General features: G+C 40.8%; 16 protein-coding genes and 1 pseudogene. 7 read left to right on the top strand and 10 right to left on the bottom strand.

Features of this window, described 5'->3' with window-relative positions; translation table 11 throughout:
* Position 1 precedes the first annotated feature (1 nt).
* The 6 genes from F7734_RS34770 to F7734_RS34745 form a co-directional block, all read right to left on the bottom strand.
* The gene (locus F7734_RS34770; RefSeq protein WP_166482337.1) at positions 2 to 2,167 is read right to left on the bottom strand and encodes an ATP-binding protein; all 2,166 of its coding nucleotides are present in this window, start codon (positions 2,165 to 2,167) and stop codon (positions 2 to 4) included.
* Between the two features lie 118 nt (positions 2,168 to 2,285).
* Positions 2,286 to 3,302 carry an ATP-binding SpoIIE family protein phosphatase gene (locus F7734_RS34765; protein WP_155749070.1) on the bottom strand — a complete coding sequence of 339 codons (1,017 nt, stop codon included), beginning with the start codon at positions 3,300 to 3,302 and terminating at the stop codon, positions 2,286 to 2,288.
* Positions 3,303 to 3,309: 7 nt separating this feature from the next.
* Complete coding sequence (locus F7734_RS34760) at positions 3,310 to 3,708, bottom strand: anti-sigma regulatory factor (RefSeq protein WP_155749069.1); 399 nt, start codon at positions 3,706 to 3,708, stop codon at positions 3,310 to 3,312.
* Positions 3,695 to 4,090, bottom strand: a complete 396-nt coding sequence (locus F7734_RS34755; RefSeq protein WP_155749068.1) for an STAS domain-containing protein — start codon at positions 4,088 to 4,090, stop codon at positions 3,695 to 3,697. Before F7734_RS34755 ends, F7734_RS34760 begins: the two co-directional genes overlap by 14 nt.
* Before the next feature lie 14 nt (positions 4,091 to 4,104).
* A complete protein-coding gene (locus F7734_RS34750; RefSeq protein ID WP_155749067.1) occupies positions 4,105 to 4,968 on the bottom strand; it encodes an STAS domain-containing protein in 864 nt (287 codons plus the stop codon).
* Positions 4,969 to 5,297: 329 nt separating this feature from the next.
* Complete coding sequence (locus tag F7734_RS34745; protein ID WP_155749066.1) at positions 5,298 to 5,435, bottom strand: hypothetical protein; 138 nt, start codon at positions 5,433 to 5,435, stop codon at positions 5,298 to 5,300.
* A gap of 331 nt (positions 5,436 to 5,766) precedes the next feature.
* On the opposite strand from F7734_RS34745, the gene hisD reads away from it, so the two are divergent.
* The 4 genes from hisD (at position 5,767) to F7734_RS64145 (ending at position 10,820) form a co-directional block, all read left to right on the top strand.
* Positions 5,767 to 7,083, top strand: coding sequence for a histidinol dehydrogenase (gene hisD, locus F7734_RS34740; RefSeq protein ID WP_155749065.1), 1,317 nt, complete (start codon positions 5,767 to 5,769; stop codon positions 7,081 to 7,083).
* A 160-nt stretch (positions 7,084 to 7,243) separates the two neighbouring features.
* Positions 7,244 to 7,669 carry a universal stress protein gene (locus tag F7734_RS34735; RefSeq protein ID WP_166482336.1) on the top strand — a complete coding sequence of 142 codons (426 nt, stop codon included), beginning with the start codon at positions 7,244 to 7,246 and terminating at the stop codon, positions 7,667 to 7,669.
* Positions 7,670 to 8,083: 414 nt separating this feature from the next.
* Positions 8,084 to 9,736 (top strand): IMS domain-containing protein, encoded by a 1,653-nt coding sequence (locus tag F7734_RS34730; RefSeq protein WP_155749064.1) that lies wholly within the window; start codon positions 8,084 to 8,086, stop codon positions 9,734 to 9,736.
* 286 nt (positions 9,737 to 10,022) lie between these two features.
* Complete coding sequence (locus F7734_RS64145; protein ID WP_243147246.1) at positions 10,023 to 10,820, top strand: M15 family metallopeptidase; 798 nt, start codon at positions 10,023 to 10,025, stop codon at positions 10,818 to 10,820.
* Between the two features lies 1 nt (position 10,821).
* Here the strand turns inward: F7734_RS64145 and F7734_RS34720 are convergent, their stop codons facing one another.
* Positions 10,822 to 12,546, bottom strand: a complete 1,725-nt coding sequence (locus F7734_RS34720) for an ATP-binding protein (RefSeq protein ID WP_207714286.1) — start codon at positions 12,544 to 12,546, stop codon at positions 10,822 to 10,824.
* A 246-nt stretch (positions 12,547 to 12,792) separates the two neighbouring features.
* On the opposite strand from F7734_RS34720, the pseudogene F7734_RS34715 reads away from it, so the two are divergent.
* A pseudogene (locus F7734_RS34715) lies at positions 12,793 to 13,524 on the top strand (DUF4351 domain-containing protein).
* Between the two features lie 292 nt (positions 13,525 to 13,816).
* Here F7734_RS34715 and F7734_RS34710 read toward each other — a convergent pair.
* From F7734_RS34710 to F7734_RS34700, 3 genes are all read right to left on the bottom strand, one after another.
* Positions 13,817 to 15,235 (bottom strand): hypothetical protein, encoded by a 1,419-nt coding sequence (locus F7734_RS34710; RefSeq protein ID WP_155749063.1) that lies wholly within the window; start codon positions 15,233 to 15,235, stop codon positions 13,817 to 13,819.
* Positions 15,236 to 15,510: 275 nt separating this feature from the next.
* Positions 15,511 to 15,873: a hypothetical protein gene (locus F7734_RS34705; protein ID WP_155749062.1), complete on the bottom strand. Its 363-nt coding sequence runs from the start codon at positions 15,871 to 15,873 to the stop codon at positions 15,511 to 15,513.
* The gene (locus F7734_RS34700) at positions 15,831 to 18,422 is read right to left on the bottom strand and encodes a CHAT domain-containing protein (RefSeq protein ID WP_207714285.1); all 2,592 of its coding nucleotides are present in this window, start codon (positions 18,420 to 18,422) and stop codon (positions 15,831 to 15,833) included. Before F7734_RS34700 ends, F7734_RS34705 begins: the two co-directional genes overlap by 43 nt.
* 521 nt (positions 18,423 to 18,943) lie before the next feature.
* On the opposite strand from F7734_RS34700, the gene F7734_RS34695 reads away from it, so the two are divergent.
* Together F7734_RS34695 and F7734_RS34690 are read left to right on the top strand one after the other, a co-directional pair.
* Complete coding sequence (locus F7734_RS34695; protein WP_155749061.1) at positions 18,944 to 19,747, top strand: DUF4351 domain-containing protein; 804 nt, start codon at positions 18,944 to 18,946, stop codon at positions 19,745 to 19,747.
* Between the two features lie 352 nt (positions 19,748 to 20,099).
* Positions 20,100 to 20,357, top strand: coding sequence for a ribbon-helix-helix domain-containing protein (locus F7734_RS34690; RefSeq protein ID WP_166482335.1), 258 nt, complete (start codon positions 20,100 to 20,102; stop codon positions 20,355 to 20,357).
* Positions 20,358 to 20,772: the final 415 nt, after the last annotated feature.

The raw sequence follows: 20,772 nt of genomic DNA, 5'->3' as shown, positions 1-20,772 counted from the left end.
ATCACTCTCCCACACTCACAAGAGCAAGCCCAGCTCTCAGCAATGCTTCCTTGAGGCGAGCGATTGCCACTTCTGAAGATGTCGCCTCTTTTGAAAGAATCGTAATGGTATTTTGAACTAGGTTTTTTCTATCTTCCTTATCAAGAAGACTGGATGTATGAATAATCACTGGTATATGCTGAGTTGCTGCATTGCTTTTCAGCAGGGATAGAACCTCAAATCCACTCATACTCGGCATAGATATATCCATAATAATACAATCTGGATTTTCTACTTGAGCTAAACGAATCCCCTTGCTTCCATCATTGGCTTCAGTAATCTGTAAAGCTAAGGTTTCTTGGCTCGTACAATCACTTAAGACTTGCTTTAGCACGTATCGAGAAGCGGGGTCATCATCAATGAGCAAGAGCTTTTGCGGCTTGCCCTGCTTGACAAGCATATTAATTTGATTGAGCAGTAACAATCTATCTACAGGCTTAATAAAAAATGTATTAGCACCTAGAGCTTTTGCTTTAGCTTCATTGTTAACTACACTCACGACAACAATAGGAATCTTTTGTGTCTTTTGGTTTTCCTTTAATTCCGTCAAAAAAGCCCACGTGTTTTGCTCTTTCAGCAAAATATCTAGCATAATGACGATTGGATTAAACGCTTGCAATGCCTGTTTTGCTTGTGAAAGTGTTTGAACTGTAACGAGTTGATAAATTGAACCCTCAAAATACTTTTCATATGTGAAAATTGTTTGGGGATCGTCCTCTATTGCTAGTACAGCAGCACGAGTATGGTCTTTTTGCAAGTTAATGGGTAATGACAAAGGTTCTTCCAAAGCACCGAAATAGCGGATGGGGATGGATGTATAAAATGTCGAACCAATTCCCAACTGACTCGTAACCCAAACACTTCCTCCCAACAATTCAGCTAATTTGCGCGAAAGAGGTAAACCCAAACCCGTCCCTTTGACTCGTTTTTGTAGGGAAGACTCAATTTGGACAAATTCTTCAAAAATCCTCTCCCGATCCTGTGGTGCAATGCCAATGCCCGTGTCAGCAACAGAAAAGGAAATTACGTCATCTGCTATTGCAGCTTCAACCTGTATTTCTCCGCGCTCTGTATACTTAAGAGCATTGGAAATAAAATTTCTTAAAATTTGGGCAACCTTAGCTTCATCTGTATAAAGTGATGGGAAATTTTTTGGTTCTTTAAAAGTCAGAGAAATAGAAGAATTATGGCTCAGTAGAGGACGCAACATACCTCTCAATGTTGCAAATAAATCGCTGACTTCAAACTGAGTTGGATGTACAACAACTTTTCCTGCTTCCACTTTTGCCAAGTCTAATAAATCATTAACCAAATCAGAAAGCTGTTCGGCATTTTTTCTGATGAAAGTGACTTGCTTTTCTTGCTCGAATGTTAATTCCCCGTCCGTTCGCTCTAACAGCAATCTAGACAGAGAAATAATTGAATTGAGGGGTGTACGAAACTCATGACTCATGTTGGAGAGAAAGCGAGTTTTCAGTTCATTAGCTCGCTTTAAAGAAGTCGCTTTTTCGTCTAATTCAGCGTAGAGAGCCACAACGCCACGATTGGTGTCTTCTAGTTCTTGGTTGAGCTGAGTTAACTCGTCTTCTCGCTTGCGTAACGCCTCTAAAGTACGAAGCAGTTCTTGGTTTTGCTGTTGTATTTCTTCATAGGGATTTTGCGGAGAATGCAATATTAATTGGGCGGCTATTTCTGCTAATTCCCGCTCTGTTAGTATTGAAGAGCGTTTAGGCAAGGATTTTCCTATGAGGATATTCGTACCTTGCCCTGGAATTGATTCAATTTGAAACTGCTCCATTAATCTTTTTGCGCCTAATATCCCTGAACTTGTATCAATATCTGATTTATATTGTCCGTCTAAAATTGTTTCTGGATTTGGGATAGTAGGATTGGTGTCACCAATACAAATCTGAAATATTTGAGGCGAAGTCCCTTCTACTCGAAATTCGACTTTCCCAACTCTAGTATATTGAAAGACATTGCGAGCAACTTCTGAAACAGCTGTAGCAAGGCGGGTTTGATCTTGAGACTCGAATCCTAGCATTTGAGCTAGTTGTCGCGTCCGTTGACGAGTCATAACAATGTCTTGTTCAAAATGAATTTCTACAGTTAGGAGTGTTATGCTCACTTTTAAGTATTGTTGGTGGTTAGTTGTTAGTTGTTAGTAGGGGCACAAGGCCTTGCGCCCCTATATATTCCTAGTAAATAATTATACACTGCTTTTTCATCTCCCTACTCCCTACCCCCTACTCCCTACTCTCTTCCTCGCGAGCAACTAGAACGGTAACATCATCGCGTCCCCGACTAAAATCTCGATACAGAATACCGGCAATTAAGCTAGGATGTTTGTGAAATAGTCCGGGATATTGTTCCAAGCGCCATTGAGTTTTTAACCCGTCGGTATGCATAATTAAGAGTGCTCCTTCAGACCAAGGGTAGGTAAACTCTTGAATTTTACGCATTTCATACCCGACAGTGCCGTTATGGGAAACCATGTTGCGGTTGCCTTGAGAAGTTAAAATCGTGCTAGCAATGTTACCAATTCCAGTATAGTTAACAATTTGTCGCTCAAGGTCTAGTTCGGCGATCGCTAAAGCAGATCCTCTTGTAGTTTGTAGCGCTTTGTGAGTCGCTTCTACGATCGCTTGGGGACTCATGTATGCTTTTTCGTGGAAAACTTTCACGGCTGCCAAAGATGCTTTAGCTGCTTCCGATCCGTGACCTAATCCATCCGCAACCAGCAACAAACATCTGTGAGTTTCTTGGTGGCTTGTCCAAGCATCTCCTGAAACTTCTTCGCCTATTTTGGGCAAACAAACCACACCTAATTCTAGTTTATTCTTTTGCTGCTTGTGTTGCGTTCCATCAGCCCAAAGGTGTGCTACTAAAGCTGTTCCCATATCAGAAACAGAGTAAATATCAAAAAAATTTGAAAGGCGAGCGATCGCACCCAAACCACTTCCTGATGTTCCCGCCGTGGAAAACCCGTCGCGCAAGCACTCATCAATATTATGCATTCCTGGGCCAGAATCTAAGGCGAGAATTTCTATACCTAGAGTCTCATTTTTGGTCTTGACTTGCATCACAATTTGACCATTTCTGGCATGGCGAACTAGATTATTAGCCATTTCCGTTACCACAATACCAACCTTACCCCGTTCGGTTTCATTGAAACCGAGATGACTGGCTAGTGAGAGTGCTTTCCTTCGCGCTTCCCCAGCCTGACTGGCTTCCAGGATGGATAAAGCAATGGGATTTGCCAAAATCGTGTCACCTCCATTTAGTAATAGTGACGCAAGTTCCCTCTCCTACACGGGAAACAATATTAAATTCGTTGACCAGCCGCTTGGTTCCACCTAGTCCCATACCTAAACCTTGACCGGTGGTGTAACCATCTTTAAGTGCGAGTTCAATATCTGAGATCCCAGGTCCTTGGTCTTCAAATGTCAACCGCAAACCCCGTCGGTTATCATCCTCAAGAGTTTCTAGTTTGACTGTTCCGCCACCTCCATAATTTAACGTGTTTCGGGCAAGTTCGCTTGCTGCTGTCACAATTTTGGTTTGGTCTACTAAGCTAAAATTTAGCTCAATAGACAACTGACGCACCGCTTGCCGAACCAAAACAATATCCGTTCCAGACTGAATGCTCATTATTTCAATCTTTTGCATAACGAGTCGTGGGACTTTCAGATGCTTTGCTTAATGAAGCTCTCAAGAGTGCCATTCCCCTTTCCACATTTAAAGCTGTGCGAATACCCGTCAGGCACACTCCTAGTTCTACTAACGTAATCGCTACTGCTGGTTGCATTCCAACGACAACTGTTTCCGCATCTAGCACTCGCGACATTTTAGCAATGTTTCCTAAAATGCGACCAATAAAAGAATCTACTATATCTAAAGACGATATATCTATCAGTACGCCGCGAGCATTTTTCTCAGTAATCTGGGTTGTTAAATCATTGTGCAAAGCCATCGCTAAGCGATCGTACATATCGACTTGAATGGTAACAATCAGAAATTCGCCCATCTGGAGTATTGGAATGCGCTCCATACAACTGCGCCTCTCTACCGCTCTGAAGAACAAGTAATCTTACAACCAATTTGGGATAGGGCTAGAGCAAAGGCATCAGCGAGGGTTGCCTTTGTAACTACATCAGACAAATCAACTCCCAAATACACGATAGTTTGAGCAATCTGGGGACGAATTCCGCTAATAATGCATTCCGCACCCATTAAACGAGCAGCCGTTATCGTTTTCAGTAAATGTTGAGCCGTTAAAGTATCTACCGTTGGTACGCCCGTAATATCAATAATTGCGACTTGCGAACTCGTGTCTACAATCTTTTGTAACAAAGATTCCGTGATAACTTGCGTGCGCGAGCTATCAAGAGTGCCGATGAGAGGTAATACTAAGATGCTACCCCACAGTTTGACAACGGGTGTTGACAGCGCTAGCAACTCCTCTTGTTGACGAATAATGACTTCCTCGCGTGCTTTTTGATAAATCTCAGTTGTCAAAAGCCCTAACTTATCCAGAAGAGTTGTTGCTAACCAAACTTCCTCACTTAAGGCGCTCCCATGCTGTTGGAGTTCGGAGCGCAAGCGGGAGAACAGGGGTTGTTTAAAGGAGAAAACGAAACTTGCCGTTTCTGTTGAGGTAAAGCCTTTTTGGCTGCGGTTGCGGGAAATACTGGTCAGTATCTCTCGGACAGGATTCCATTCTGGAGATAAAATGTCATTCAGGTTCCCTTGCTGTACGGCATTTTTCAACACCTCAAGAAACTCCCTGCATTCCTCGCGCAATTCTACATCTTTAAGCAACCCTCTACGGTTACTTATAGACTTTAGCTCTTGCAACCAGTCCGCCAGCAGTTCTGCTTCATATTTTTCTAAAATTTCTGGAATATGGGTTTTGCCATTCAAGCCCATACAATGGCTCCTTTTCCAACTTTCTATTGAGTGAGTGTACAAATTAAGTCTTAGGCTGCCAAATAAACTGGCTCACTCCCGAACCGTGTCACTGAGAAACTATTTCTAACACCTGTTATGTGTCAATAAGTAATAATGACTAATTGAGCAGTTTACAGTAGTTTTTTTAAAGGCTAATTGCTTTCCTTAATTATATGGAAAAGGTGACTGCAAAAATTATGCTATAGAATTTACCGCTTCGTCTTTTTTTAAGGACGATAAAGGGGATAGAGTGTTTGCTGTCAAGTCTAAAAATGCGATAGAATAAGATACTTATCACTCAATGTAACTTAGCCTAACCGCTTGTAACACAAGTGTTGGTAAAAATCGCCTGCACTTTCTCTTCGTTTGAGATGTCGTGCGTAGGGCGATCGCCAGTAAATCCATCCCCTCTGTAAAAATGTTGGCTTATGAAGTAAAAGATACACAAAAATTATACTTAGTTTCTACTTATGCTGGAACAGAGAAACTGATTGAAACAACATCCTAATAACTTCCCACATACTTCGGGAGATAAAACGCGAAGTTGTGTAGGACTGGCAATTCTACCGACCTTATACGGTTTTGTCTATTTCAAGCCACCAGTTGTTAATTATCCGCTTTTAGCAAACGATATGTGGGAAGCCATGGAAGTATCAAAAAAATCCAGGTTAAGCTAGAGAAGAGAGTTGAGGTTAGCTTTGCACCTCTCATTTGGGTAAGGAGCAAAACTCAAGCTCAATTGCAAGAATTTTCTCACGTTGGCAATGTCCTTACTCCATGCTGCGAATCATTACTCAGCAGGCAGATGTTAGAGCAGAACTACAACGGATCTGCGATCGCATCCAAGATGAACAGGTACTTCATAAAGAAGCAACCGTGCGGGAAGTGTTGCAGGCAGTGAAGCGCCAAGGCGATAAAGCTGTACTGCAATACACAGCCGAATTTGACGATCAAACCCTGAAGCCAGAAGAACTGCGCGTGACAGGCTCAGAACTGGATGCAGCCTACCAACAGGTATCGCAAGAGTTACTTGAGGCAATTCAGTTGGCGTGCCGCAAAATAGAAGCGTTTCACCGCCAGCGAATGCCAAAAAGTTGGGTGTACTTTGACGATGATGATGTAGTGCTTGGCAAGCGCTACACACCTGTAGATAGGGCCGGGTTATACGTGCCCGGAGGTCGTGCCGCCTATCCAAGCACAGTGTTAATGAATGCTATTCCAGCAAAAGTGGCTGGCGTACCGCATATAGTGATGGTTACGCCACCGGGACCTTTAAAAGCGATTCATCCATCCGTGTTGGTCGCTGCCCAAGAAGCTGGAGTGCAAGAAATATACCGTGTTGGAGGCGCACAGGCGATCGCCGCTTTAACTTATGGAACAGAAACCATTCCCAAAGTCAATATCATTACAGGTATAGGTAATATATATGTCACGTTAGCGAAAAAACTAGTATACGGTACAGTTGGCATTGATTTCCTTGCAGGACCAGGGGAAGTATTAATCATTGCTGACGATACCGCAAACCCTGTTCACGTTGCGGCTGATATGTTAGCTAAGGCAGAACAACATCCAATGGCAGCAGCCGTTTTGCTGACCACAGATCCGGGGTTGGCAAAAAACGTACAAGTAGCAGTGGAAAGACAGCTGATAGATCATCCCAGACGAACGCTGACAGAGAAAGCCATTGCCCACTACGGCTTGATTGTGATTGTGGAATCACTGCAAGCAGCAGCAGAACTCTCTAATGAATTTGCACCCGAACACTTAGCGGTGGAAGTGCAAGAACCATGGGAAATCTTACCACTTATTCGCAATGCTGGTGCAATTTTCCTAGGGCATTTTACACCAGAAGCCGTGGGCAATTATATAGCAGGACCCAATCATACCTTACCCACTTCTGGCGCTGTCCGCTATGCTTCTCCATTAGGAGTAGAAACCTTTATGAAACACTCTAGTATTATTCAATACTCGCAAACTGCACTAGAGAAAGAGGCTAATGCAATTGATGCCCTAGCATCCTCTGAGGACTTACCTTCACACGTTAACTCGGTACAACGCCGAATTGATAAGGAAAACGATGAGATGAATTATTAATTTTTGCCTAAACTTTTTGCAAAAAAGAGTTTGCGATTGGCAAACTTAAGGTTTGAGGCTATGCAAACTCTGCCCAAAGTTTGGGCATGGTGAGTATAGCCATTAACTATAATTACCTGTTATTCAGTGTGTGAGGTCTACTGTTTTGGAGACGACAGCGGTGATAAAAACGATTTTAGTAGCTTTAGACGATTCAGAAGTTACCGAACAAATTATTCAAACAGTACAGCAATTCATGCTGCCAAAAGATAGCAAAGTTATCCTGTGTCACGTGTTTGCTACTTCAGAATCAGAGATGGAACTTCCTGCCGATCGCCCTCACCTAGAAACTTCAACATTTTCTTACTCACAAGTTGAAAAACAACTCAAAGGGTATCAAACTCAATTGGCAGTTGAAAGTGACATAGAACTTGTTGCAGGCGATCCAGCCCAAGAGATTATTCGCCTTGCTAACATTTATAAAGCGGACTTAATTGTCACTGGCAGTCGTGGGTTGACAGGTGTAAATCGAATTGTTCAGGGTTCTGTCAGCAGTCAAGTTGTAGAAGATGCCTCTTGTTCCGTATTGGTAGTTAAAAATACATAATTAAGGACTTGTATTTAAATAAAATTTGAACCGCAGAGTACGCAGAGTACGCAGAGGGGAAAGATGAGGAATTACTGCCTGAATTAAAATTTTGTGAGTCACCTTGAGAGGGTTAGGTGGCAAAAATATGAAAACACGTAGGTTGGGTTGAGGAACGAAACCCAACATTTACAGGCATTTGTTGGGTTTCGTTTCTGTTATCTGTTCCTACAAAAATTCTTATCCCTTGCAGTATTGCCCCGACTTCTTGAAGAAGTTGGGGCTCTATAAAGCTGTAAAGAATTAGTAAACAGCTACCATTTAATCTAAAAAAGGAGTAAATTTAAATACCACTCATTTTGAGTTGGCTCATGAATTGTATTGATGAAAAATTTTACTTTCATTTACGTATGCATCGCGCTGTAACGGTAAGGAATGATAACACCAGCACCATTAAATAATCGGTATAAGGTACTAAGAGTCTTAGGAAGTGGAGGATTTGGGGAAACGTTCTTAGCAGAGGATACCCAAATGCCTTCTAATCGTCGCTGTGTGATTAAGCAACTTAAGCCGGTTGTTGATAACCCCCAAGTTTATCAATTGGTGCAGCAACGATTTCAGCAAGAAGCGGCGATTTTAGAAGAACTCGGCGATAGAAGCGATCGCATTCCCCGATTGTATGCCTATTTCTCTGAAAATGGGCAATTTTACTTAGTTCAAGAGTATATCGAAGGTCAAACTTTGAACCAAAAGGTGTATCAGCAAGGTTTGCTCGGTGAAAGTGAAGTCAAGGACATATTAATCAATATTTTGCCGATTCTGGATTTTGTCCACAGCAAGGGCATCGTGCATCGAGATATCAAGCCAGATAATATTATTTTGCGCTTTTCGGATGGCAAACCAGTCTTAATTGATTTTGGTGCGGTGAAGCTGACAATGCAAACAGAAATAGCTTCAGGAAACGCCAACCCATCCATTGTGATTGGCACTCCGGGATTTATGCCTACGGAACAATCTATAGGAAGACCGGTTTTTTCCAGCGATATTTATAGTTTGGGCTTAACGGTAATTTATTTGCTCACGGGTAGAATGCCACAACAGCTTGCTTGCGACAATACCACGGGTGAAACTCTCTGGCGGGATTTTGCTCCTCATGTCAGCTCTAGCTTTGCGGATGTGTTAGACAGGGCTATCAGAAGAACACCAAGCGATCGTTATTCAAGTGTCCAACAAATGCTGGGGGCATTGCAAACTCCTGCGATTCCTGTTGCACCCACAGTACCAGTTTACGTAGCTCCTACAGTCCCCGTTAACTATCCCGCTGTCACTCCATCCCCTCCATCAATACCAGCACAGCAACCAACCATCCCAGTTGGGCACCCTCCTGTTGTCTCTTACGAGCCAGCAGCTGCTACTGCATCTGTAACAAGTCATAATGGCATAGCACCTTGGCAACAGGGTATTGCCATCGGTGTTTTGGTTGGGGCATGTGTTGTGGGTAGTTTTTGGTTTTTAAGAGGACAAACACCCACTCCACCAGATCGAACAACTGTAGTCCAATCGGGTTCTACTTCAACATCTGGTTCAAACTCAACTGCTTCTACTGGAGGACAAAAACCAAGCACGATACAATCAAACAATTCTTTTGAGCAATCGCAACAGAATAATACAACATCTCCACCTACTTTCCGTGAAAATGAAGCAAGAGATTTGATTAATAAGTGGTTGCAAGCCAAACGAGTCATGTTTGCACCTCCTTACGATCCCCAACCAGCTGCTGAGTTAACAACAGGTAGCCAGTATGAGAGTACCGCAGGAGAGGGAGGTTCCATCAACTCCTTGAAGAAAGACGGTCACTCCTACAAGTATGGAGTACAAACTATAGATAGTGTAGATGAGTTTTCCGTGAATGGCGATCGCGCTATTATTCAAGTCAAAGTGACTGAAGATCGTACACTTTTAGATAGAAACGGCAACATTCTGCCCAAAGAAACCGATTATAAAACAAGAACAGTTCGTTATACTTTGAAATTCATCGATGAGCGTTGGAAAATAGCTTCAACTGAAATTATTAACAGTAATCAGTGACCAATGAATCCCCATATTTGAACATAGAGTATTTATATCCTTAAAAAAGGTTCGTAGTAGCGCTTTAGCGCATGCATCCCAAATACAAACCAGCTCAACCAAGGTGAATAAAAATATCAGGAAATCAATAGCCCTCTCACCTCTTACCTCTGCGTCCTCTGCGCCTCTGTGGTTCAATAAATTATTTTTAAACCGCAGAGGACGCAGAGAGCGCACCAGAGGGAAGATGAGGAATTGCCACCTAAATCACTCAATCCAAAATCCAAAATTTAAAATCTAAAATTGTATGAAATTTTTGAAAAAATTACCTCATATTGCACGAATTTTCATCATCGCGACAACCGTTTCATTTGGCATTATTCTGAGTGCAGCATTGGCGCTAAAATTCTCTGCACCAAACCCAACAACTGTTGAAGAAACAACCTCCTCTCCACCAAAGGTAGTTGCCGTCGTACCAACCTCCAATCCAACAGAAGCATCATCCGTTATCGTCTCATCCCAAGCAGTACAAATTCCAGCAAATCCTACCTTAGCCCAGAAACAATCGGTGGAAAATCAAATAGCGTATGGACATTTTCCCTATGCACAAGCCAATGCCAGCGAATTAATGATTGTCAGCAGTTATGCCACTGGCGACAAGCAACGCTTTGAGTCCTTAAATGTTGAAGCAGGACAAGCACTGATGCGGATGATGTATGCTGCTAGAGAAGAAGGTGTTTGGATAGTACCCGTTTCTGGTTTTCGTACCGTAGAACAGCAACAGAAATTGTTTCAAGATCAAGTGAAGCGTCGCGGTTCCGTGGAAGCAGCAGCAAAAATCAGCGCACCTGCTGGATTTAGCGAACATCACACTGGTTTTGCTGTGGATTTAGCTGATGGTAAATCCCCCAACCAAGATGTCACCTTGGAATTTGAAAGGACAAATGCTTATCGTTGGCTGACTCGTCATGCTCGAGAATTTGGATTTGAATTGTCCTTTAAGCGCAATAATTCTCAAGGTGTAAGTTTTGAGCCTTGGCACTGGCGGTATGTCGGTTCACCAAACGCACTAGCAACATTCGCTCATGCCAGAAAGCAAAGTTAAGTTAACTCATTACTTTTTGCCTAATAATTTGGTCAATAACTACGGCTATTTCAGCAGGCTCAACTGGTTTAGGGATATGCATTTGAAAACCAGCCGCAAGGGCTTGTTGTTTGTCTTTTTCTCCTACATATGCTGTGAGAGCGATCGCCGGAATTTGCCCTCCTTGCTCTGGTGTCATCGATCTAATCTGACGCAGCAGAGTGTAACCATTGACTTTTGGCATCCCAAGATCGATTAACAATATATCTGGCTTTGACTGTGCCAATGCTTCTAGCGCCTCAGCTGCCGATCCCACTGCGTTGACATTAGCCCCGTACTGTTTGAGAGCGAAGGTGATAAATTCTCGCGTACCAGCATCATCCTCTACTACTAAGACTTTTATACTGCTCAAATCCAGGAATAGCTCTGGCGTTTTGGGGGTTGGATTTTTCTGTTGAGGAGCTTTTATCAGGGGTAGCTCGATTGTAAAGGTTGTACCCTTTCCAACACCAAGACTTTCTGCCACGATTGTGCCACCATGAGCTTCTACTATTTGCCGGGAAATAGCCAGTCCTAACCCCAAACCCCCAAATTGGCGCGTCATGGAACTATCTTCTTGGCGGAAACGGTCAAATACAAAGGGTAAGAAGTTAGGATGGATACCTTGTCCCGTGTCACTGACTGTAATGTGAGCGTAGCGCTCCACTCGTTGTAGTTCTACAATAATGGAGCCGCCTTCTGGAGTAAATTTGATGGCATTTGAAAGCAAGTTCCAAAAGACTTGTTGCAGTCTGTCTGCATCACCCATGACTGGTTCTACAGTTGCTTCAAGTATCGTCTTAATATGAATTGATTTTGCTTCAGCAGCCAAACGAACTGTTTCAAGAGCAGCAGCAAGCGGTATAAGCAATGTCACTGTAGTTAAATTAAGTGTTAATTTGCCCCGCACAATTCGTGAGAGATCGAGCAGATCGTCAATTAACTTTGCCTGACGTTTGGCGTGCTCCTCAATGGATGCCATTGCCTCTTGTAGTTTTGCTTGCGGTAACTTATTTGTTTGCAGAAGCTTGGACCAACCCAAAATTGGAGTCAGAGGAGTCCTGAGTTCGTGGGAAAGCATGGCTAAAAACTCATCTTTAATTCGGTTTGCTGCTTCTGCTTCCTCACGGTTTGCCTGTTCCCGGTGTAGCAGAGACTCGCGTTCTTCCTCCATGCGTTTGCGGGCGGTAATGTCACGTTGAATGGCAATGAAGTGAGTTACGGTTTGGTTGACATTACAAATTGGGCTAATATTCCATTCCACATAAAATTCTGTGCCATCTTTGTGATAGTTGATTGCCTCACTATGAAATGGGATTGCCTCAGACAAATGTTTACGTAAGTCATCTAGCACTGAGCGATCGGTTTTGGGACCTTGCAACAAACGTGGAGTTTTACCGAGTACTTCCTCCATCTCGTAACCAGTCATTTGACTAAAGGCTGGATTGACAAAGACAATCTCCGGCCCTGGTGGATCGAGTTTTGCTGTGGTAATAATAATAGAATCTTTAGATTGTTGTACTGCAGACAGCAAAAGTCGTATGGTTTCCTCTGCGACTTGCAAGTCCCTCATAGCATGGCTCAAGTTCTCAAGAGCTTTTGTCAACCGACTTTGTTGATGTAAGGGTAATTTGCTGGCGTTCTTTTGCAGTTCAGCCACGCGTTTCTGCACGTATTGGAGCTGCTTGACAAACTCATCTTCGTTCACTGGTTCTCTTCCGGAGCACTCGCATCAAATTCCATTGTGAATGGTGATGTCTGGCACTTGCATTTATACTAGGAGAGATTTTAGATTGGGTTGGAAAAACATTAGTTTTTTTGTACTGTTCCATGATAGTGTAAAAAGCATTTCCATACTCTTTTGACTTTGGCTTACGATAACACCTGTAAATACCTTGCTGAAACTTACCCTGCTGAGTTTGCTTGATGGCTACTACAATCTGATACATCGGATATTCAAGTACTGAAGACGGAATTGAATCTAGAACCGACTCGTGCTGATTCTGTTACCTTCCTACAATTTGCTAACACGATACTGCACTTGGAATTTCAAACCCTGCCAAAATCGAAGGTTCCGTTAGATTTTCGGACGCTTGATTATTACACTCGGTTGAAACGGTTGTATTGGTGTGAGATTAAATAAGTGATTATTTTTTTACAACAAACAACTTCACCAATTGTTTATCAAACTCAATATGTAGACACAAACACAATCCACAACTATCGTGTTATTCGGGTTTGGGAAGAAGATCCAGCAACGCTATTGGCAAATCCAGGGCTTTTACCGCTAGCACCATTAGCGAGAAGCAATTCACCCAGTAACTTGCTAAAACAAGTGGCTGCTGCTGTGGATATGATTGAAGAAACACAAGAGCAACAAAATATCTCAGCGTGCGTACAGCTTCTAGCTGGTTTGCGATTCGATAAAAATTTGATTCAACAGTTTTTTAGCGAGGAAGTTATGCAAGAATCAGTTATCTATCAAAGTATCCTCCATAGAGGCGAGCAAAAAGGAGAGGCAAAATTAATTATCCGTCAACTCACTCGACGAGTTGGCGATATTGCACCTGAAATAGAACAACAAATTCAGAGGTTATCCACTGCTGAGTTGGAAAATTTGGGTGAAGCACTGTTAGATTTTTCCAACACAAACGATCTAATGGTTTGGTTAGAGAATAACTCTTAGTCAGATTCAGGATAAAGGATAAAGTATTAATTTTCTATCCTTTATCCTTGTCCGCACTCTTAGAGGTTGTTTGAAAAGTGCTTGGCTGTGATTTTCATCACATTATTACCCCCCTTAGTCCCCACGCGTGAAAGGGGGGAAAAAAGAAAAATCCGGTTCCCTCCCCAATGCATCGGGGAGGGTTAAGGTGGGGTAAAAAATATTTGATACATCAATCATGACTTTTCAAACATCCTCTTAGCACTTTGTAAGTTTCATGAAAATTTAGATAATATCAATAATTCCTGAAACCTTACTTTCGGTTAGTCCACAGCCAAGCTACACAGGTAAAGAATAAAGTTGCCACCATACTGAGAAACAAAGAGGCATAAAAAGGATGGGGTGGGTTATTGAGAGATATAGCACCTAAAGGTTTGTTGATATAGCTGATTTGTTGTGTTATGACTCCAGACGCGATCGCACCCGCACCCAAGCCTACTCCTAGAACTTGGATGGTTTTTTCCAGAGAGCGATCGCGCTCGGCTTGTGTTATTTCCACAATGCCACGAGTTGATGATATAGCTTGTTCTAATAATGTGGAACTGTGACGAAAATAACCTAAATCTGCTACAATTTGTTTTTGAAAATAAGAAGAGGTTTTTTCAGTGAAAACTTTAAAAAAGTCTAAATTTTCTTTTGTGATTCCATGAATTTGTTGCAATTTTTCTAAATAATTATATTCATGCAGGGTAATTGTGTTTTGATGTTCTTCCAAATTTCTTAACAGTCGGGTATATTTCAAACCTAATTGTGGTAACTCTTTTAAGAGATTTTTATATTCCTTTAAATCTTTTAATGTTAATGTTTTGCTCTCCTTCATTTGAGATAAATTATCAATAAATGATTCTATTTCCTCGTAAGACTTGACAAGAACAAGATAAATTTCTCTACTATCTTGAAAAGCCTTTACTATTTTAGTACGGAAGAAAAACAAATCCAATAACTCTTGATAGCACTGCTGCAACTGCTCATCAGCCGTATTATTGGTAAACAGCCAGATAAGAACGTGTTGATAGTTGTCTAACTGACTGAACAAACCATACTCAAAAATCGGACTGCCAAATAGCTCTCCCTGATAATTTAAGGCTAGTATTTTATTATTAAAAATAGATGTGAAGCACTTGTTCGCTATTTCTAAGTATTCTTTTGGTGTTAAATTAATATTTTGGTTATCTTTAGCGCCTGGTAACCAAGCAGTTATTAATAAAGTTTGTCCAAGTAAGAGATTACTTTTTTCTAAAATTAAGCAATTATCTGGATTGAGCTTGCTTAGCAAATGAATATCAATATCTTTAGTACGGGTACCATCATCATCATCTTCTGGACGGCGTAAATTTAACCAGAAACCACAGCTATCAGATAATCGAAAGGGATAAGTAAACCCTTTAATCACAAGTTGTTGCAGGTTATCTGTCAAAATTTTACCCGTAAATGGTAACGAGTAATCGCCATCTTTGACATCTAACTCATTCAGCAAATCAACGCGGCGACTATTAGGTTCTTTGTCAATATCTATATGCTGGATAAGATGTAAATCTTGTTGAAGAGTAGCATAGGCTATTTTATCGGCGTTTTGCCATAATTTGTTAGTTTCGTTTTCGTTTGCCTGGAAATTTGAGGCTTTGTAAAGCTGAAAGGCAAATAGATGAATATTCGGAGCATAAATTTTCATGTTGAGTCTTGTACTTAAGTTCTAATAAAAAATTCTAAGACACTATATGACAGAAAATTTAGGACGGGCGAGACACCCATCCCACAAGCAAACTACTCCCTTTCCACCATAAGATTATCAAACCTTCTTCTCTTCTTTCTTCGCGTCCTTTGCGCCTTTGTGGTTCATTAAATTAATTTTTAAATGGAACAAGAAGAAATAATTAACCGCAGCCTGTAGCAGATGGACGCAGATAAATCTATCCCTCAGCAAACTAGGAAACGCTATATTATATTTTACTGGAGCTGATTGTCCGATCGCTTTTTATTTTGTAAGTTTTGCAGTTCTTCTTGTAAAACTCGATAGCGGTTTTCAAGGATATTTTCTTGGTTTTGTGCTTTTGGCTTAGCCACTTTTTTAATTTCCCTGTCTTGAACTAAGACAGCATCTCTCACAGATTCGTGATTAATATACCACTGACGAATAACGTTTGCGATCGCTTCGCTACTGCTTTCGCAGGACGTATCAGGCGTGATACTTTCAAGATTAGCAAGATTTTCTTGCAGTATAGTAATGTCTGCTACTGTAGTAGAGGAAAACACATAGTCTTGTTCTCTTACCACTTGTGTAAAAGCTTCAATGATGTTATTTGCTTCCATGATATTGCTCCTATTGATTGAATTTTTAATACCAGCTCGCGTTCATAAATCTTTCTTTCCCCATGTCCCCCATGTCTCCCATGTCCCCCATGTCCCCATGTCTCCCATGTCCCCATGTCTCCCATGTCCCCTTGTCCCCATGTCCCTTGTCTCATAAACAAGTAATATCTTAAATCATCTCTTGTATTATTCTCCGATTGCACAAAAGCTGCCCAAAATCCTGGGTGCTTAAAAGGTTGATGTTCCGGCTTGTAGTTTTCTGACAATCTTTGTTTAATCTTCTGTTTGTGCTGAACATCTATATTTGTTTTACCATCAAGCCATTGGAGCAACTCTTGTTGAGTCACGTGACGAAACCATTGCTGGGCTTTATTGAGAGCCAATGGCACATTTCGAGTTAAAGTTTGTAAGTTTTCATAAAATTTAATCATTAGTAAGCTAGTAGAAAAGTCATCTATCGCCCACAAACTACTGATAATATTAACTGCACCTGCGCGGATAAAGCCACTGGGTAAACCAACGTATTCATCGCTAGTGTTGGTAAAGTCTACTAAGCCCGTTTCACAAGCAGAGAGGGTGACAAGACGACAGTTAGGTAAACTTAACTGGAAAGTATCTTCTAAAGTCAGACATTTTTGGAAATCAATGGCTTCTTGCTCAGACAGTCGAAGATAACGTGATGTGTCAGCCTCAGATGGTGGAGAAGAAATGAGAGAACCAGCTAGCTGTAAAGCAGATTTTTCAGGTAAATTAAAATTAAAATAACCATGGCAAGAAAAATGTAACCAGGTTGTACGGAAAGATCGATCGCTTAGTCGTTTTGTGAAAGCTGCGATCGTTGCTTCTGTCTTTTGTAAAATATGGTGTGGTTCAAATACAGTCGCTATGGATTCAACTTCGATATCTGAAAATTCTAAATTATCTGTCGGGTTTTGAATGGCAAATAAATGGCTGAGTTCTGTAGGTTGAAACCCTTCTGTATCGACTTGGTTGCAGAAATCGGTAAATGTCGTTGCTTGATTTTGAGTAAAACGCAGCAGTTGACAGCTAGGTGCATAGCTCACCCCTTTGGGAAACTTGTCAATTAGGTACCCTTGGTTTTGTGTATCTTGCAGAAGTGGTAGAGCATGGAGAGGTAGCAAATGTAGATAGCGATGTGAAATCAAAATTGCTTTCTCATATTGGTTAGGAATGAGAGAAAGAATTTCCTGGATGTGTAAAATTTGTGCTAGTTGAGTCAGCTTTTCATCAAGGATATACCGCCAGTATTTTTTGTTGTTAGAGTAAAGGTGCAGGTAATCGTTACTCCACCAGGCTTTCAAATTTTCTAAATCTTCAGGTTCTGACTGCCAAATTATTGGTTTCTCCCTAGCGTTAGTAATAATAAAAGCCCGAAAAGCATTCTTGAATATATACCATTGAATAATTACAGTTTCACTATCTAATAAGTTTTTAATCTCATCATAGCGGATAGGGTGAAAACCAATAATTCTCGTTATGAGTTGTTCGCGTTGTTGTCGTAACTTATAAAGCTGAGTGGAGTCTATATTTTGAGGATTAGATTTTTCTGCTTGTTCTATACGGCGATTCTCTTCCTCAATCTTTTGCTGTAGCTGTTGCAGTTGATTTTTTAGTTCTTCAGAAACTGAAATCTTAGGGTAGCTATCTCGGCTAAACAAAGTTTCCACTAAGTTTCGGGTTTTGCTTTGTTCAATATACTCAATTGCTTCTGTATATTTTTCTAATTCCAAACAAACTTCTACCATACAGCGATACAGGCTATTCCATTCTTCCGCTTGTTTGCGTTTTGTCTCGTCGCCAGAAATAATTTCTCCACGCAAAAGTTCTACTGTTTCAATCGCAGAGCGAAAAGTTGTGAAAGCTTCGGTAAATTTTTGTGTATCTTGATAAAGAAGACCTAAGTTAAACAGTGTATCAGCATTGTTTTGAGGAAAGGCGGTGCGGGTTCGGACTGACAAAGCCGCATTGTAAGCGGAAATCGCCAACTCGATATTCTCTGCTTTGTCTCCGAATATTCTGTTACGGTAAGCAAGCCCCAGATTATTTTGCGTCATCGCCCAATCTTGTGGCAAGGCGGTGCGGGTGTACACAATTAAAGCTATTTCATAACCTGCGATCGCAATTTCTACATTCCTGGCTTTGTCACCCAAAGAGCATTGTCTCATGAAGAGACTGAAATTAAAAACTTTAGCAGCAGTGGATTCTGCTTCATCCGGCTGCATATTTGCTAAAGTAGTTGTTCCCCAATCACGCAAAACTTCTACAAAAGTTTCATTAAGATACTTTATGTTTGCTTCCACCAAAGGGTAAACAACCTGCTTGTCACCGTTGCTTTCTGCTGTTGCTGCTAGTATTTTCAGTAAGAATTCTAAATAGACTGACTTCTCTGTGCCAACTGAAAGAAGAGAATTTTCTTGCTTTTTTGCTTGCGAAGAGAGAGGTTGAGGTTGGGGGGTGCGGTTCCTGAAATTGAATGCTTCTCTAAATTGATTTACCAAAGCTTCCAACCAATTCGTCCTTCTCCGCATTTTTCTTTACTCTTGTGTTATGGGTGTTGCGTTATTGAATCAATTTAGCTTGCTGTCGTTCGGCTTGCTGAATCTTTTTGTTCGGTTATAAAAAAGTATTTTATGGGAGTATTATATTTGCTATTTTACTACAGCTATTTTGATGCTCATTTCGGAGGAATACATGACAACCCAACTCGTCTTCGAGCACGTACTACAATCTTGATAGCATTTTTAACCAAGTCAGGGAAGTTTTTCTGTATAAATACGCTTTTCGAGCAGCACTATAGTATTAAATAAGACTATTTAAATTTTAATAGACTACATTTAGTTTTCTTTTTTGAGGATAAAAAAGCCATATATAGCAATCCTAATTTGAGTTGTAAAAATTATCAACCGCGAAGACGCAAAGAGCACGAAGAAAAGAGAGAAGAAAGAATTTTACCAATGATTTAGGATTGCTATAGTCCTACGTTATTAATTTATTAGTTGATATGTACTATTAATGATAGTATAAAAAAGTACTCTAAACTCTTTTGACCTTGGCTTACGATAATACCTGTAAATACCTTGCTGAAACTTATCCTGCTGAGTTCGCTCGATGGCTACTACAATCTGATACATCGGATATTCAAGTTTTAAAGACGGAACTGAATTTAGAACCGACTCGTGCTGATTCTGTCACCTTCCTAAAAATCGCCAACACAATCCTGCACTTAGAATTTCAAACCCTGCCAAAATCGAAGGTTCCGTTAGATTTTCGGATGCTTGATTATTACACTCGGTTGAAACGGCTCTATGGGTGTGAGATTATACAAGTGATTATTTTCTTACAACAAACAACTTCACCAATTGTTTTTCAAACTCAATATGTAGATACAAACACAATCCACAACTATCGTGTTATTCGGGTTTGGGAAGAAGATCCAGCAACGCTATTGGCAAATCCAGGGCTTTTACCGCTAGCACCATTAGCGAGAAGCAATTCACCCAGTACCTTGCTAAAACAAGTGGCTGCGGCTGTAGATATGATTGAAGAAACACAAGAGCAACAGAATATCTCAGCATGTGTACAGCTTCTAGCTGGTTTGCGATTCGATAAAAATTTGATTCAACAGTTTTTTACCGAGGAAGTTATGCAAGAATCAGTTATCTATCAAAGTATCGTGCAAAAAGAAGCATTAAGATTGATTATGCGTCAACTCACTCGTCGATTTGGCGATCTTGCACCAGAAATAGAACAGCAAATTCGGGAGTTATCCACTGCTGAGTTGGAAAATTTGGGTGAGGAATTGTTAGATTTTTCAAACACAAACGATCTCATTACCTGGTTAGAAAATAGATAATTACCTCTGCGTCCTCTGCGTCTGGTGCGGTTAAATAAATTTCTTTTAAACCGCAGAGGACACAGAGAGCGCACTAGAGAGAAAATGAGGAATTGCCACCTGAATCACAATTGTGCGAGTTATTATCAATTTTCTTCTGAAGATAAGTAAATTCTGCTAAATAAAGGTTAGTCTTTCTACGCCAATGTTTCAAATGTAGAGACGCGCCATAGCGCGTCTTTATTGGAAACGCGAATAGGCAGGGTATACCTTATCAGAATAAAAATGGCTATGGAAGATTTTTCCGACTTTATTTACACCCTATTAAGATATAATATATATGGTAAGATATAAATGATTTCTTCAAAAAATTGTGTCTGGCAAAATCTGCAAACAAATTTATATTGAACCTCATCAAGAGCATCTGCTAAAGATAATTGCCCAACAAAGAGGTGTCAGTGAAGCTGAAATTATTCGTCAAGCTATAAATTTACACATTAGCTCTATGACTAATTTTCAAACAAATATCGCTACATGGGAAAGTGAAAAAACCTTTATCAATAGCATTAGAAATAGATCTGCCCTACCTGGAGGAAGAGATTGGCAGCGAGAAGACCTATATGAACGGTAGGATTTTATTAAGATTGGACAGAAACTACATACCATCTGGAGGTTGAAATTAGCTCTGAGAGATACATACCGTCTATAGAACTAGAGGCTGAACTTATAGACCACGTAGCAGAAAATGGCAAAATCATCTCTTGCGTTCAGAAAGGCTTAGTCAAAGTACCTATTGATAAAATTAATATTTATTGTACGGGTAAAGTGCCTATGTATCCCCAAGAGGAATTACAACGGCTACAGAGATTGAAACAAACCGATCGTAAGAAATTTGATGCAGACCCGCAAAATGAAGAAAGGTGAGTGCTTATACGCGATCGCCTCAAGCATAATTGGGAACGCTCTATCGTCTTCAAGATATAAAGAATTTAACAAAACTTCCTGAGCCAGAGGTAATGGAGAGATTCTTCCATATTTATGGAGAT

This window comes from Scytonema sp. UIC 10036 (assembly GCF_009725235.1).
The sequence above is the reverse complement of the archived record's forward strand: the minus strand, read 5'-3'. Positions and strand labels throughout refer to the sequence as shown.

Excerpts from the sequence above, each read along its gene's own strand:
- F7734_RS34710 (WP_155749063.1), bottom strand. The coding sequence starts at position 15,235 with ATGAAAATTTATGCTCCGAATATTCATCTATTTGCCTTTCAGCTTTAC.
- F7734_RS34705 (WP_155749062.1), bottom strand. The coding sequence starts at position 15,873 with ATGGAAGCAAATAACATCATTGAAGCTTTTACACAAGTGGTAAGAGAA.
- F7734_RS34760 (WP_155749069.1), bottom strand. The coding sequence starts at position 3,708 with ATGCAAAAGATTGAAATAATGAGCATTCAGTCTGGAACGGATATTGTT.
- F7734_RS34750 (WP_155749067.1), bottom strand. The coding sequence starts at position 4,968 with ATGGGCTTGAATGGCAAAACCCATATTCCAGAAATTTTAGAAAAATAT.
- F7734_RS34755 (WP_155749068.1), bottom strand. The coding sequence starts at position 4,090 with ATGGAGCGCATTCCAATACTCCAGATGGGCGAATTTCTGATTGTTACC.
- F7734_RS34730 (WP_155749064.1), top strand. The coding sequence starts at position 8,084 with ATGATAACACCAGCACCATTAAATAATCGGTATAAGGTACTAAGAGTC.
- F7734_RS64145 (WP_243147246.1), top strand. The coding sequence starts at position 10,023 with ATGAAATTTTTGAAAAAATTACCTCATATTGCACGAATTTTCATCATC.
- hisD (WP_155749065.1), top strand. The coding sequence starts at position 5,767 with ATGCTGCGAATCATTACTCAGCAGGCAGATGTTAGAGCAGAACTACAA.
- F7734_RS34700 (WP_207714285.1), bottom strand. The coding sequence starts at position 18,422 with ATGCGGAGAAGGACGAATTGGTTGGAAGCTTTGGTAAATCAATTTAGA.